The organism is Streptomyces sp. sk2.1 (assembly GCF_008120935.1).
Classification (GTDB): Bacteria; Actinomycetota; Actinomycetes; order Streptomycetales; family Streptomycetaceae; genus Streptomyces.
On sequence record NZ_RDBO01000009.1, the window covers coordinates 26,641 to 41,278 of the forward strand.

At 71.4% G+C, this 14,638-nt stretch carries 8 protein-coding genes; 4 read left to right on the forward strand and 4 right to left on the reverse strand.

Going from position 1 to position 14,638, the window contains the following annotated elements:
- The first annotated feature begins 172 nt into the window (after window positions 1-172).
- From EAO76_RS01160 to EAO76_RS44290, 3 genes are all read left to right on the forward strand, one after another.
- Window positions 173-766 carry a TetR/AcrR family transcriptional regulator gene (locus EAO76_RS01160; RefSeq protein WP_148832424.1) on the forward strand — a complete coding sequence of 198 codons (594 nt, stop codon included), beginning with the start codon at window positions 173-175 and terminating at the stop codon, window positions 764-766.
- 105 nt (window positions 767-871) lie between these two features.
- Window positions 872-2,236, forward strand: coding sequence for a hypothetical protein (locus EAO76_RS01165; RefSeq protein WP_187438415.1), 1,365 nt, complete (start codon window positions 872-874; stop codon window positions 2,234-2,236).
- A gap of 3 nt (window positions 2,237-2,239) precedes the next feature.
- A complete protein-coding gene (locus EAO76_RS44290) occupies window positions 2,240-3,112 on the forward strand; it encodes a hypothetical protein (protein WP_187438416.1) in 873 nt (290 codons plus the stop codon).
- Between the two features lie 93 nt (window positions 3,113-3,205).
- On the opposite strand, the gene EAO76_RS01170 is transcribed toward EAO76_RS44290, so the two are convergent.
- Entirely contained in the window at window positions 3,206-3,442 is a 237-nt protein-coding gene (locus tag EAO76_RS01170) for a hypothetical protein (RefSeq protein WP_148832380.1), read from the reverse strand.
- 262 nt (window positions 3,443-3,704) lie between these two features.
- On the opposite strand from EAO76_RS01170, the gene EAO76_RS01175 reads away from it, so the two are divergent.
- Window positions 3,705-5,249, forward strand: coding sequence for a PH domain-containing protein (locus EAO76_RS01175; RefSeq protein ID WP_148832382.1), 1,545 nt, complete (start codon window positions 3,705-3,707; stop codon window positions 5,247-5,249).
- 291 nt (window positions 5,250-5,540) lie between these two features.
- Here EAO76_RS01175 and EAO76_RS01180 read toward each other — a convergent pair whose 3' ends face one another.
- Genes EAO76_RS01180 through EAO76_RS01190 form a run of 3 tightly spaced genes read right to left on the reverse strand, consistent with a single transcriptional unit; the run spans window position 5,541 to window position 14,563 of the window.
- On the reverse strand, window positions 5,541-7,439 hold the full coding sequence (locus EAO76_RS01180) for a non-ribosomal peptide synthetase (protein WP_148832385.1): 1,899 nt from the start codon (window positions 7,437-7,439) through the stop codon (window positions 5,541-5,543).
- Entirely contained in the window at window positions 7,423-14,223 is a 6,801-nt protein-coding gene (locus EAO76_RS01185; protein WP_148832387.1) for a type I polyketide synthase, read from the reverse strand. The genes EAO76_RS01180 and EAO76_RS01185 overlap by 17 nt, the downstream gene beginning before the upstream one ends.
- Window positions 14,216-14,563 carry an acyl carrier protein gene (locus EAO76_RS01190; RefSeq protein WP_148832389.1) on the reverse strand — a complete coding sequence of 116 codons (348 nt, stop codon included), beginning with the start codon at window positions 14,561-14,563 and terminating at the stop codon, window positions 14,216-14,218. The genes EAO76_RS01185 and EAO76_RS01190 overlap by 8 nt, the downstream gene beginning before the upstream one ends.
- Window positions 14,564-14,638 lie beyond the last annotated feature (75 nt).

The window sequence follows — 14,638 nt, forward strand, 5'->3', positions numbered from 1 at the left end:
CCTGACGGACCCTCACGACCGCCGTCCCAGAAAAGCACAACGACTCACTAAGTGCAACGAGTCAACTTTTGAAGCTGGGCAACTGAAGAGGTAAGGTCCCGGCATGGCCGATACCGAAACCGGTGCCGGTGTCAGCACCGGCGCCGACACCAGTACTGCCGCCGACGTCCCGATGACGTCAGCCCCCATGGGCCGCCGCGAGCGCAAGAAGGCCGCCACCCGCCGGGCCATCGCCGACGCGGCCCTGCAGCTGTTCCTGGAGCGCGGGTACGACGACGTGGGCATCCGCGAGATCGCGGACGCCGCCGACGTGTCGACCACGACGCTGTTCAAGCACTTCCCCGTCAAGGAAGCTCTCGTCTTCGACGAGGACGCCGACCAGGAAGCACGGCTGCTCGCGGCCGTGCGCGAGCGTCCCCGGGACCAGTCCCTTCCCGCGGCCCTGCGCGAGCACGCGCTGCGCCATCGCATGGCGTCCGTGGACGGCGACGCCCGTTTCGCCTCCTTCTCCCGTCTGGTGAACGACACTCCGCCCCTGCGCGACTACCTCCAGGCCATGTGGCTGCGCCACACCTCCGCCCTGGCCCGGGTGATCACCGAGGAGAGCGGTCTGCCGGCCGACGATCCCGCCTGCACCGCCCTGGCCCACTTCGCCCTCGAAGCACCCCGTGCCGCCCTCGGCCACGACGACCCCCGCCAGGCCGTCGTCCGCGCCTTCGAACTGCTGGAGAACGGCTGGCACGGCCTCGCCCCCGCCGAGGGGTGAAGCAGTCGCACACCCCGACCGGCCACGGGGCTCTTCCACCTTCCCTGTTCTCCCCACCTCCCCACCTCCCCCACGCGGGTGAGGAGCACCGCTCTCAGGAGTGATGTGGGTGAAGGCGCACCCGGCCAGCATGGTGACCAGGAATCGAGGAACCCGGAGGTCATCGTGGTCGTCTCCGCGACGGGCAACGCGCAGGGCGGGGCATCGTCCGATGCTTCGGCAGGACACGGGCACGGCGGGGTGCGGCGCCGGCGATGGCCCGAGTGGGTTCCTGCGGCCGCCGTCGCGAGCAGTGTGGTGTACGCCGCCGTCGAGACCACGTGGGCGGTGACGGGAAGCACCGTGCCCTTCGCCCGGCACACCCCGTACTCGCCGACCGCCCAGCTCGTCCTGGCCGCTCTGGCCCTCGTCGCCGGTGCCGTCTGCCGGGTCGCCGGGAAACCGCCGGGGCGGTGGGGCCGGCGGGTGGTGACGGCCGGACTGGCCCTCACCGTCCCGGTGTTCGCGATGGGCATGGCCGCCCTGCCCGCCTATTTCGTCACCCTGGCGTCCGGTTCGGGACCGGAGAGCGTCACCGGGCTGGTCCATGTGCTGCTGAGCACGGCCCTCGTCTCCTGTCTCGTCCTGGTCGGGCTGTCACACCGCCGACGGCTGACCGGCAGATGCCCCCGCTGCGGAAGCAAAAGCGGGAACGGAAGCGGGGACGGGAGCGGGCACGGACACGACGACGGTCGTGACGCACCGGTCCGCCATCCCGACGCCTCCCCCGCCCCGCCCCGTACCCGGAAGGCGGCCTACTTGCTGCTGTGCGGACTGCTGCCGTGGGCCGCGGTCAAGACCGTCTGGACGCTGGGCGGTGACGCGTTCGGTGTCACCGCCGAGAAGTGGAAGGAGTCCGACTCCGGCGGATCGGAGGCGGTACGGGCGCTCGCCGCGGTGGGCATCGACGTCACCGTACTGGCCGCGGGGCTGGGCGTCTTCCTGCTGACCGGCCTGATGTACCGGTGGGGGCAGGTGTTTCCCCGCTGGGTGCCGTTCCTTTCCGGGCGTCGGGTGCCGCGCCTGCTGCCGTTGGTCCCGGCCTGGCTGACGGCCGTCGGCCTGTCGGTGTACGGCGTCGTCCTGGTGGTCTACGCCCCGCTCGCGGCCCTCGGGGTACTGCCCGCCCCGGAACCCGACGCGGAGTTGGGCGCCACCCCCGCCGGAACCCTGTGGCTGGCGGCCTTCGGAGGGCTGGCGTTCGGCGGGTTGGGCTTCGGCCTCCTCCTGGCCTCCCGCTCCTACTACGCCCGCACCCGCCCCGTCTGCGCCACCGGGTTCGACCGTACGGGGACGGAGGCGGAGAGACCCGGCGCGTCCGTGACCGGGCGGCATGGACCCGCCGCACCCGGACCGGTTCCGGTGAGTCCGGCGGGGTGCGATGGAATGGGTCGGCACGAGGTGAAACCGAGTGGAGCGAAACGGAGTTGAGTGATGGGTGAGTTGTCCGCGTTGGACAGTGTCCTGGGGTACGCCGCCCAGGTCCGGCTGACGGAGGCCACCGCGTTCCACGAGGACTCGGCGGGCAGCGGGGTCGTCGTGGACCTCTCCCGTCCCGACGAGCTCGGTGGTCTGCGGACGGCCATGGCGGTGGACTCACTGCCCGGTGGTGTGTGCATGTGCTCGGGGGACATCCAGTTCGAGTTCCTGGACGCACGCGGCCTGTTCCTGACCGCCGCGTTCCTCCACCACGGTGTGACGCTTCGTTGGGACGGCTGGGACGGCGACGCGGTCCTCGTCGACGGCCGGTCGCTCCTGCGTTGGCTGGACCTGCACGGCGTTCCCGGCCCCCTGCGGCAGTTCGAGGAGGACGAGCTCCGGTACCAGCAGGCGAAGGAGGAGGAGAAGTCGTGGCTCGCGGCGATGCCGCCCGCCCTGAGCGAGTTCTCCGAGGCGATGCTCAGGCTCTCCCGAACCGGCGGGAGCGCGTCGCCCCAGCTCCTGGCCGCGGCACGGGACCGGCTGCGGCAGTCGGTCCCGGATCCGATGAACCGGGCGCTGCTGCTGTTGGCCTGGTGCGGTGCGGGCAGCGGCCTGTGCTCGGGCTTCCCCTCGCACGAGGCGGTACCGGGGCTGTTGCTCGGGGACGTGCCCATGGTGGAGATCATCGCCGGTCTGCAGGACCCGCGGGCCGATGCCCGCCACGACGCGGGGGCGGTCCGTCACCTCGTCGGCTGGAAGAGCCGGCCCGAGCAGAAGCAGGACGTGGACGCCCTTCCCGCACCGCTCAGAGCCCGCCTCCTGCAAGGGGCCCGGGCATCGGGCGACCCGGACAAGCAGGCCAGGGCGGAACGCTGGTTGGCATGACCCCGGCCGGGCCGGTGCCCTCCCTCCCCACCGAAGGCTGGGAGGGCCGTCCTGGTCGGAGGACCGGAGGCGTCGCGGTGAGGGGGGCATGGTTCAGCCGAGTTCCCTGTTCGGCACGTATGCCGCGCAGTGGCAGGTGCCACTCGGTGTGAACTCGCCCGGGGCGAAGTCGTCCCCGGTGCATGCCCCGGTCCCGCCCTCGTGGTCACGGCTCTGGTGCTTGCAGGTACGGCACCACTGCTCGGGCGTGGCGATGAGGAGCATCGGCAGGAGGGACACGAGGCCGATTCCCCCGAAGAGGCAGAGCAGGACGAGGAGGTTCTTCCCCACGCTTCCCTCCCTCTCCACGACAGCCGGTCGCCGCCGGCCTCCTCACACGGTAGTCCCGCACGGCCTGTTCCGCTGATGGTGACTCAGTACCCGTCGTACGGGAACCAGATGGCGGGGCGACGCATGGCGGGACCGCTGGAGCGGGGGCGGTCTCCCGGCATCGGCGAGAAGGGCGGCTGCGTCAGGTCGGCAGTGTGGCGGGCCGAGGGTTGCCGGACATCGCACAAGAAGGCGTGGCCCGGCCGATGCCAGGATTCCGCACATGAACGATGTCCGGGAACGGGAAGTGAGCTGTCGCCCCCTCCGGCAGCGCCCCTTGTGGTTCTTCGTCCACCTCGGGGCCGCCGGGGCATGCCTGGTCGCGGTGCGCGTCGTGTACGGGGGCGGGTTCCCGGACGTGTGGATGGGCGTCGGCCTGCTGCTCGCACCGGTGGGCGTCCTGGCATTGGGCATGGTGACCGGGCGGGTGCGTGCCGACGCGTACGGCGTGCACGTCCGGACACTGCTGCGCCGCCGGAGCGTGCCGTGGGACGACATCGCCGACCTGCGCATACTCCTGAAGCACGAGCACAACCCCCGGTCTCCGGAAGTCCGGCGGGTGAGCATGGCGCTGCGCGACGGGCGCAGGACGCTCCTGCCGCTGCCGCAGAGCTGGTCGTCCGACGACCGCGCGGCCTTCGACGCGGAACTGGACGCGCTCCGCGCGCTGCACGCCCGGTACGGAAATCCCGGTTCGAGTCGCGTTCCCGTCATCTCGTACCGCACCGCCGGACGTGTTCCGGTCGGGGCCCTGGGGCTGTGCGTGCTGCTGCTCGTGGGTGCGGGCGCGACCGCCCCGGCCGTTCCGGACGCCGCCTCGCGCACGCGGGCATGGCAATCGGCCACCCCGTGCACCGCCGGGACGACCGCCGAGGAGCGCCGCGAGTGCCTGACCATCGTGCCCGCCGTGATCGAGAGGACCGAGATCGGCCGGCCCAAGAAGAAGAGTTGGCTGTACTTCACCGACGGCCGCCCGCTGGAACGGCTCTCGGTCTCCCAGGAGGGTGCCCAGGGGTTCGAGCCGGGCGACAGGGTCGAGGTGACCTTCTGGCACGGCGGGGCACGGAAGGTCGCCGGAGCGCACCACGTGTGGCGCGAGCATGTCCCCTCCGGTGGGGAAGTGGCCGTCCTGGCGGCCCTGTTGGCCCTGCTCGCGGGCTTTCCCGGCGCTCGGGTGCTGCTGCATCTGCGCGGGCGCCGACTGCCCGACGACGAGGTGCTTCCGTCGGTGCTGCCGTTCGCGGGCGCACTGGTCGGTACGGCCCTGTGGTTGCTGCCGCTCTGCTACCTCCACCCCACGACCCCGTTCGGCTCTCCCACGTCGATCATCTGGGCGGCCGTGGGCTCGTCGGCCACGCTGGTCATGTTCGTCCTGGCCTGGCGGGCCACCCGGGTCCGTACGCCCCGAACGGCCGCGGAGTCCGTCGGGGAGGAGGGAGAGGCCCGGACGGAGGAGGTTTTCGTGGCCGCCCGTTTCCTGGAGCCCACGGACTACAACCCGCATCTGTTCGGTACCCACATCGTCCTCGGTGACGGGCCACCCGCGGTGACACCCCACCCCGGCCCCGGCCGCTTCGCGGCGAAGCCGATCCCGGTGGAACGGCTCGTCCTCAAGACCGTCCGGCGGGTCCGGGGCGGCGACGGCGACATCGTCCCCGGAAGCTGGCACATCGCCGAACTCGACGACGCGGGCGAGCCGGTCCGCCTCGCGGCCGCCCCGGACGACCTCTCCCGCATCCTCCGCGAACTGCGCCCGGCGACGGGGTGAGACCTCCGGTCACGATGTCCGGGGTGCTCGGCAGCGGTCGCGAGGGCCGTGGGCGAGGGGCGGACCCTGCGACCGGGCGCCGCGTCACCGCCGGTGCCGACAGCACGTCACCGCCGGTGCCGACGGCATGACACCGGCGGTGATCCGTACCGCCGCGATCGGTTCGCCGGGCGGTGTGCCCCTGAGCAGGAGCGCGGACCTCACTCCTCGCGCGCGGCTCCCCGGTGTCGGTCCGCCACCCGACGGATGTCTCCGGCCGGTGTCGGTGACACCGGCCGGAGACCTGTGCGGTTACGCGGCCGCGCGCGATTCCTGCACGCGGGCCGCCAGCGACCGGACCGTCGGTGCGGAGAAGAGCGCCGAAACGGGCAGGGAGGCGTCCAGCTCCTCTCTCACCTTCGCCATCAGACGTACGGCCTGCAGGGAATCTCCGCCCAGTTCGAAGAAGTTGTCCAGGACGGAGAGCGAGGACGTTTCGAAGAACCCCTTCCACAACGAGAGCAGGGTCTGCTCCTCCTCCGTGGCAGGGCGTGCGTTCTCGCCCTCCGTGTCCGGCTCCTCCTCGTGCCGGGCCAGCGAGGCGCGGTCGACCTTCCCGTTCGCCGTCAGGGGCAGTGCGTCCCACACGGTCACCAGGGCCGGAATCATGTACGGCGGCAGGAGCTCCCCCGCGGCCTTCTTGATGTCCGCGCCCGTCCGTCCGGCGCCCGCCTCCAGCACGACGTGCGCCACGAGTCGCCTGCGTCTGCGGTCGCCCGGGGCCGTGACGACAGCGCCCGCGACCTCCGGGCATCGCAGCAGCGCGGCTTCCACATCACCCAGCTCGATCCGGTGACCGCCGATCTTGACCTGCATGTCGTCGCGGCCGAGGAACTCGATCTCGCCGTCGGGCAGGAGACGTCCCCAGTCACCGGTCCGATACACGCGTTCTCCGGTGTCCGGGGAGACGGTGAAACTCTTCGCCGTCTTCTCCGCGTCGCCGAGGTATTCACGGGCCAGGCCGATGCCGGCGATGCAGATTTCCCCCACGACCCAGGTGGGGCGTGCCCGTAGGAGTGTGTCGGCCACGAAGACCTTCTGGTTCCGCATGGACGTGCCGTAGGGGATGGACGGCAACGCCGTGTCCTCGGGCACGATCCGGTGCCGGATCGACCAGATCGACGCCTCGGTCGCGCCTCCCAGGCTCCACTGTTCCGCGCGGGGGAAGAACCGCCGGATCTCGACGGGCAGGGCCACGGGAATCCAGTCCCCGCTCATGAGGACGGCGCGCAGTGCGGACCGGGCGTTCGAGGACCGGGGGTCCGTGTACTGCGACGACGTCAGGTACTCGCACACCATGGCCATCAGGGCGGGAACCCCGTTCCACACCGTGACGCTCTCCTCGGCCATCAGGGAAAGCCAGTTGCCGGGTTCGCGTGCGTCCTCCGGACCGGGCAGCACGACCGCGCCACCGACGGAGAGAGGGCCGAAGATGTCGTAGACCGACAGGTCGAAGTTGAGAGCCGAGAGGCCGAGAACACGGTCGTCCGCGGTGAGCGACAGCTCGTCGTTGACGTCCAGGATCGTGTTGACCGCCGCCCCGTGCTCGATCACCACCCCTTTCGGGACGCCCGTGGAGCCCGAGGTGTAGATCACGTACGCGACGTCACGAGGTGTCACCGGGAGGTCCGCCGCCGTGCGGGCCGCGGTCCTCCCTAACGGGGTGGGCGCCTCGACGTCCAGCACCGTGAGGCCGTCGGGCCAGTCGACGGCATCGCGTACCGCGGGCTGGGCGAGGATCGTGTCCAGCCCCGCGGCCGCGATCACATCGGCAAGGCGCCGGGCCGGCCAGTGCGGGTCCATGGGAACGTACGCGCCTCCCGCCCGCAACACGCCCAGACTGCCGACCACCTGCTCCCAGCCCTTGTCCATCACCACGCCGACCAGCGTTCCCGTGGTGGTGCCGTGTGCTGCCAGGAGGGACGCCACCCGAGCCGATTCCGCGTCGACGTCGGCATAGCTGAGCCGCCGGTCCCGGGCGATCACGGCGACGGCTCCGGGAGTACGCGCGGCTCGCTCGATGAAACGGGAATGGAGAGTGTGGTCCGAGGGGAACTCGTGCTCCGGAGCGGGCCGGAGCCCGCCGGGGCCCAACTCGGGGTCGTTCGCCCAGGCGGGCGCGAACCAGGCGGAGTCAGCGACAGAGTTCACGAATCAGCCTTTCGTATGCCGCGAACATGCGGTCCACGACGCCCTCCGGGAACACTTCCTCCACCACGTCCCAGTTGAGGATCAGACCTCCGTTTTCCTCGAACGCCGTGTGATCGAGGATGACCTGCGGGGTGCGGACCCCGCTCCACACCGGCGTGCCGGTCTTCCCCATGCGGCACAGCCAACCCACCGGTCCGGTCTCCTGGCCGCCCGCCGCGGCCCCACCGATCGTGCTGTTGAAGACAACCGGCATACGCGCCCGCCCCGCGCTCGCGTCCATGCGGCCGAGGTCCCTGAGCACGTCGAGGCCGGAGTGGACGGTGTGTTCCATGTCCTGCATCAACCGGCGCTGGATCCGCCGGGCCGTGTCCCGGAACGGAGCGGCCCGGTCGACACGCACTTCGAGCAGACTGGTGGAGGAGAAGTTGCCCATGACATTCGATGTGTCCACGTCGGCCATCGCGTCCCGCTGCGACACCAGGCATGTGATCGTGAAGTCCGGTGTCTTGGACCATGCAGCGAGCACATGGCAGTACGCCCCCAGCACGGCGCCCGACGCCGTCAGGCCGGCTGCCGCAGCATTGCGCCTGAACCGTTCCCAGTCCGGGGCCTCGACGCGTACGAAGCGGTTGGTGAACACGGGGCGCCGTACATCGGCGAGGCGGACGGCGAGGGGCAGTTCCGGAGCGGGGGGCAGGCCCGGGAGCCGGCCTTCCCAGTACGACCTGCTCTGCCTGCTTTCCGCCGTCGTGGCCCGCTCTCGCATCCCGATCGCGAACTCGTCGAACCCGGACCGGAGCTCGGGGAGTTCCCGGTCCGGGGCGTCGTAGAGCTGCGCCCACTCCCTGAAGAGGACGGAGGTGCTGCTGCCGTCCGAGACGAGGACGTCGATGCCGAAGTGCAGTCGCGTCACGGTCGGGCTGATGACCGTGGCACGCACCGTGAACAAGGGCCAGGCCGTGACGTCGAACTCCTTCGCCTTCAGCTCCGTGTGTATGGCGGCGAGCCTCTTCTCGCGCTCGTCCTCCGTGAGCCGGGTCAGGTTCTCGACGGGGATCGATACACGTGGCACCGTGCCCAGCACCCGCTGGCTCCCGGCCTTCGGGTCGAAGACGGCCCGCAGCATCGGGTGACGCCGTACGAGCCGGTCGAGCGCGCGCCCGGCCGCCGCCACGTCGAAGTCGGTCAGGTCGACCTCGACGTACAAGTACGTGGATACGTTGCCCAGTTCGAAGTCGCCCGCGCGCCCCGCGAGATACGCTTCCTGCAGCTTGGTCAGGGGAAACGGGGCGGAGTCGGGCCCGGAGGGCTCCGCCGCCCCCGGGGCCTGCGCGGAGCCCGGCTCGGTGACCCGGCCTGGGTCGGACTCCTCTGAGTCGTCCGACTCCTGCCCGTCGTCGGGCCGGAAAAGCTCCACGACATGGGAGACGAGTGCCTCCGGAGTCGGGTGGTCGAAGACCACGGTGGCGCCCAGCCGGATGTCGAGCCTGCGGCCGAGACGGACGCGCAGTTCCATGGAGGTCAGGGAGTCGAAGCCCATCTCGTAGAAGGACTGCTGGGCATCCACGCGCCGGGGTTCGGTGCCGAGCAGCGCGGCCACGCTCTCCTTGACCACCGCGAGCAGGCCGGCGACGCGTTGGTCGTGGGAGGCGTCCGTCGAGTTCAGGAGGTCGAGGATGGTGGCCGTCTCCTGCGGACGGGTGGGCCGGTCCGCCCCGGCACGCGGCTGAGCGGAAGCGGTGGGCGTCTCCTGTTTCTCGTGCGCCTGCCGCGTCTCCCGCGGCTCCGGCTGCGGCTGCGGAACCGGCGCCGGTGGGACGACGGCGGGTACGGGCGTCCGGGCCTTCCCGGTCCGCGCCTTCCCGGTCCGTGCCGCTTCGAGTTCCACGAGGCGGGAGAACAGGAACGGGCCGTCCTCCATCGCGTCGGACACCGCGAGACGCGCCGCTGTCACGGCGGTGGTGCCGCTGCTGAGTGCGGCATCGAACAGGGCAAGTCCCTCCGGCACCGTGAACGGCGCGACTCCGTTGCGCCGCAGTCGCAGCAGATCCGCCTCGTTGAGGTGTCCCGTCATGCCCGTCGCCTCGTCCCACAGCCCCCAGGCGATGGAGTTCGCCGGTCGGCCCTGTGCCCGGCGCCATTGCGCGAAGTGGTCCAGGAAGGTGTTCGCCGCGGCGTAGTTGGCCTGCCCGGGGCCGCCGAGCACGCCGTACAGGGAGGAGAAGACGGTGAAGAAGCGCAGGTCGTCCTCACGCGTCGCGGCGTCCAGGGCGAGTGCCGAGTCGACCTTGCTCGCCAGCACCCGTTGCAGTTGTCCGGGCGTCATGTTCGGCACGATGGCGTCGTCGAGGAGCCCCGCGGCATGGACGACGCCGACCAGGGGACGTTCCGTGCGCAGTTCGGCCAGGACCGTGCGCAGGCGCTCCGCGTCGGTGACGTCGGCCTCGAACACGCGGACCGAGGCTCCCAGACGTTCGAGGTCGGAGGTGACGGCTGCGATGCCGGGCGCCTGCCGACCGCTGCGGCTGAGCAGCGCCACGGACCGTACGGACTTCCGGGTGACGAGGTGGCGGGCCAGGGCACGGCCGATCGTGCCGGTGCCGCCGGTGATCACGACGGTGCCGTCGCCGCAGTCCGGGAAGGTGTCGGCGACGGAGGAGTGGGGCCACAGGTACGGGCGCAGTACGCGGCCGGCGCGCACGGCCAGCTGGGCCTCGGACCGTTGCAGCGCCGCCTCGGTCGGGCCCGATGCGGCGACCGCGGCGTCGTCGACGTCGATGACGCGGATATGCCCCGGGGTCTCGGTCTGCGCGGTGCGCACCATCCCCCACAGAGCGGCCGATGCCAGGTCATGCGCGTCATCGCCGGGCACGGCCACCCCGTTCCGCGTGACGAACGTGAGCTGGGCCCGCCCGGCGAGGTCCTCGGCGAGCATCCACTGCTGGACGGCCCTCAGCGTCCACTCCGCCGTGTCATGGACGTGAGCCGCGGTCCCGGAGCCGGTCGACGGGGCGGGCAGGACGACCTGCCAGTCGCCGGGCAGCGCCCTGACGACCATGACGGCTTCGTCGAGCGTGGCCACGGTGATCCCGCCGTGCGCGGTGTCGCGCAGCAACGGGGCGAGCGGCCCGTCGGCGCCCACGACACACAGACGGCGTTTCGCGCCGGGTTCGCCCTCGGCCTCCGCCCAGTCGGTCGTATAGAGCCCGGCCTCATCCTGCTCCGGCTGCCGGGCGGGTCGCTCCAGGCCGCGGACCACCATGCGGTCGACGCTCAGCAGCACGTGTCCGTCGTCGTCGGTCAGGGTGAGGGCGATCGCGTCGGGAGCGACCCGCCGGGCAACGGCCCAGCACTGGTCGGCGTCGTCGCGGTCACCGGTGCGCACGCCGTTGAAGACGAAGGGGACTGCGATGTCCCCGGCCGCCGGCGTGTCGATCAGGCCACCGGCCACGGCGGCGTGCAGGGCCGCGTCGGACAGCGCCGGGTGCAGCGCGAAGCCGCTGTGGTTGATACGGGCGCTGTCCGGCAGGACCACGCGGGAACGGCTCCAGCCGTCGCCGTGCTCTCCCTCGCGTACTCCTCGGAACGCGTCGCCGTAGCCGTACCCCCTCTCGCGCAGCCGCGAGTACAGCGTGCCGGTTTCCAGGCGTCCGGCACCGGGTCCGGTCGGGAGGCCGGCGGGATTCGGCCGCGTGGTCCCGGGGGACACCAGGCCCTCCGCGTGATGCCGCCACTCGGCGCCGGCCGCGGGACGCGAGTACACGGCCACGGCCCGCTGCCCCTGTGCGTCGGCGGGGCGCGCGGTCACCTGTACATCGACCCGGGCCCCGTCCATCGGCAGGAGCAGCGGGTCCCGGAGCACCATCTCGTCGAGGGCGGGACAGTCGAGTTCGTGCCCCGCCGACAGCAGCAGTTCCGCGAAGGCGGTACCGGGCAGCAGGGGCGTGTCCTCGACCCGGTGGTCCAGCAACCACGGGTGGCTGCGGACGGACAGGTGCCCGCTCAGCACCGTGGTGCCGTCGACCGTCTCGACCACGGAGGTCAGGAACGGGTGGCCGCCGGCCGATATCCGTGCCCTGTTCGAGCTCGGCCGAACGGCGGGCGGCGCGGGGACCGCCGTGGTGTCCATCTGCGACGGGAGCCAGAACCGGCGTCCTGCGAACGGGTAGGTGGGAAGGTCCTCCGGAGCCGGAGCCTTGGACCACGTACCGGTGTGCAGGGCGGCCCAGTCGATGTCGTGCCCCTGTACGTGGGCTTCGGCGGCAGCCGTCAGGAACCGCTCGTACGAACCCTGGTCCCGGTGGAGGGTCGCGCACACCGGGGCATCGCTGTCGGCCTGCTCCAGGATCTGGTTCAGCGAGGTGAGGAGCACGGGATGTGGGCTGATCTCGATGAAGGCGTCGTAGCCGTGCGACACCATGGCCGTGACGGTCTCGGCGAACCGGACCGGCTCGCGCAGGTTCCGGTACCAGTACGCGGCGGTCAGGTCCTGGCCCCGCACTCGGTCGCCCTCGACCGTGGAGAAGAAGGCCACGTCCTCCGCGGAGGTCTGGAGACTGTCGAGTCCGGCCTTGATCGGGCCTTCGAGTTCGGCCACGACGGGGGAGTGCGAGGCGCACTTGGCCGGGACCCGGCGGGCGTAGACGCCCTGGTCCTCGCACTGGTCCAGCAGACGTCGCAGGCCGGGTTCGTCGTCACCGGACAGGATGGTGAAGGCGGGCCCGTTGATCGCCGCGACGGTGAGTCGCGCATCCGCCTCGCGCGTGGCGATCACCGCCTCCTCGGCGCCGAGCGCCACGGCCACCATGCCGCCGCGTCCCTCGTTCTCCAGAACGCGGCTGCGGCAGGCGACCACACGAGCCGCCCCGTCGAGGCTGAGAGCACCGGCGAGGCAGGCGGCGGCGACCTCGCCCTGGGAGTGCCCGACCACCGCGGCGGGCCGGACACCGGCGAGCCCCCACATCGACGCGAGGCCCAGCATCATGGTGAAGATGAGCGGCTGGACGACGTCCGTGCGCTCCCGGTCCGTCTCCCGGTCCTCGCCTCTGAGCACCGCCAGCAAGTCGTAATCGAGATAGGGCTTGAAGGCTCCCGCGACCTCCTCGACCCTCAGCCGGAAGACGTCGGAGCTCTTGAGGAGTTGCACGGCCATGGCATCCCACTGGGACCCCTGCCCGGGGAACACGAAGACCGGGCGCCGGATGCGCCGTGCCTCGGCGTGCACGACTTCCGAGGGGCCGGTGTCGTCGGCGAACGCCCGGAGCGCGGCGGCCAGGTTCTCCCGTCCTCCCGCGACGGCGACGGCGCGGTGGGTGTAGTGCTCGCGCCGGGTCGCGAGTGCCCGGCCGGTCGCCGCCACGGACGAGGTCCCGGAGATGAGGTGTCCGGCGATCCTGGCGGCGTGCGAGCGCAGCGCGGTCGGTGTCCTGGCGGAGAGGGTGAGCGCCTGCGTGGTGTCGTCGGAGGTGTCCGCCGGGGTCACGGGAGCCGTCGATTCCTCCTTCCAACTTTCGAGAATGACATGGGAGTTGGTGCCGCTGACTCCGAACGAGGAGACGGCGCACCGACGCAGGCCGTCCGGCTCTTCGGGCCATGGCCTGCTCTCCCGCAGGACGTTCACCGAGGAGGACCAGTCCACATGGGAGTTGAGGTTCTCGACGTGCAGCGTCTTGGGCATGGTGCCGGCGCGCATCGCGCTCAGGCATTTGATGACACCGCCGACCCCCGCCGCGGCCATGGTGTGGCCGACGTTCGACTTGAACGAACCGATCCACACGGGTTCGTCGCCGCGGTCCGCTCCGTAGGTGGCCTGAATGGCGTTGGCCTCGATGGGATCGCCGAGCTTGGTGGCCGTACCGTGCGCCTCCACCAGCTGGATCCTGCCGGGCGCGAGCCGGGCGTCGGCGAGCGCCTGCTGGATCACCTTGACCTGGGCCCTGCCGCTCGGTGCGGTGAGGCCGTTGCTCGCACCGTCCTGGTTGACGGCGGTCCCCTTGATGACGCCGAGGATGCGGCGCCCGTTGCGCCGGGCCGCCGAGAGGCGTTCCAGGACGAGGACGCCCGCGCCTTCGGCCCAGACGGTTCCGTTGGCGGTGTCGGAGAAGGTACGGCAGCGCCCGTCCGGTGAGAGGGCGCCCTTCTTGGCGTAGTCCACGAACATCCCGGGCCCCGTGAGCACGGTGCAGCCGCCCGTGAGCGCCAGGTCCGTCTCGCCGCTGCGCAGGGACCGGACGGCGGTGTGGATCGCCACGCCGGACGACGAGCAGGCGGTGTCGATGGTCAGGGCGGGGCCTTCCAGGCCCAGGAGGTAGGCGATCCGTCCGGACGCCACGCTCGGTGAGGTGCCGGTGCCCATGAAACCGGCTGTCGCGTCCTGCCACTTCCACAGCGGCATTCCGTACTCGTTCGGCATCAGCCCGACGAAGACGCCGGTCCGGGAGCCCTTCAGGCTCGACGGAACGATGCCCGTCCGCTCGACCGCCTCCCAGGCGACCTGCAGGAGCACCCGCTGCTGCGGGTCCATGGAGATCGCCTCGGCGGGCCTGATCCCGAAGAAGTCGGCGTCGAAGACGTCCGCGTCGTGGAGGAACCCGCCCTGCCGCACGAAACTCGGGTCGTAGAGATCCTCGGTGTGCCACTCTCGGTTGTCGGGAAAGTCGGTGATGGCGTCCCGGCCCTCGTCGACCATCGCCCACAGCTGTTCCGGGGTGTTCATGCCGCCGGGGTAGCGGCAGGCCATGCCCACGACGGCTATGTCCTCGGGCCCCGTTGTGTTCTCAGCCACGCAGTGCCTCCAGTTCGGTGTTCAGGTGTGCCGTGAGGTCGTTGATCGTCGGGTGGTCGAAGAGCGCGGACTCCTGGAGTTCCACCGCGGTGGCGGCCGTGACGAGGTCATGGAGCTCCAGCAGGGACATGGAGTCGACGCCCAGGTCCTCGAAGGTGCTGTCGGGGTCGACGCGCGGGCGTTCGTCGCCCGTCTCGCCCAGGACGCCGAGGAGGGTGCGCTCCAGGAAGGACCGGATGAGCCAGAGCCGTTCCGAGGAGTCGGCGGCCTTCTCCCAGCCGTCGAGCAGGGGGCGTGCGCGGAAGTCTTCCGGTTGCTCTCCCGGTTCCTCTTCCGGCACCGCGGGGGCCGGAAGAGGAGCCGGGAGAGCAACCGGAAGACTTCCGCGCACGCCCCCTACTCGACGGCTGGGAGA

Coding starts and splice junctions, on each gene's coding strand:
- EAO76_RS01160 (WP_148832424.1), top strand. CDS start 173: ATGACGTCAGCCCCCATGGGCCGCCGCGAGCGCAAGAAGGCCGCCACC.
- EAO76_RS44290 (WP_187438416.1), top strand. CDS start 2,240: ATGGGTGAGTTGTCCGCGTTGGACAGTGTCCTGGGGTACGCCGCCCAG.
- EAO76_RS01175 (WP_148832382.1), top strand. CDS start 3,705: ATGAACGATGTCCGGGAACGGGAAGTGAGCTGTCGCCCCCTCCGGCAG.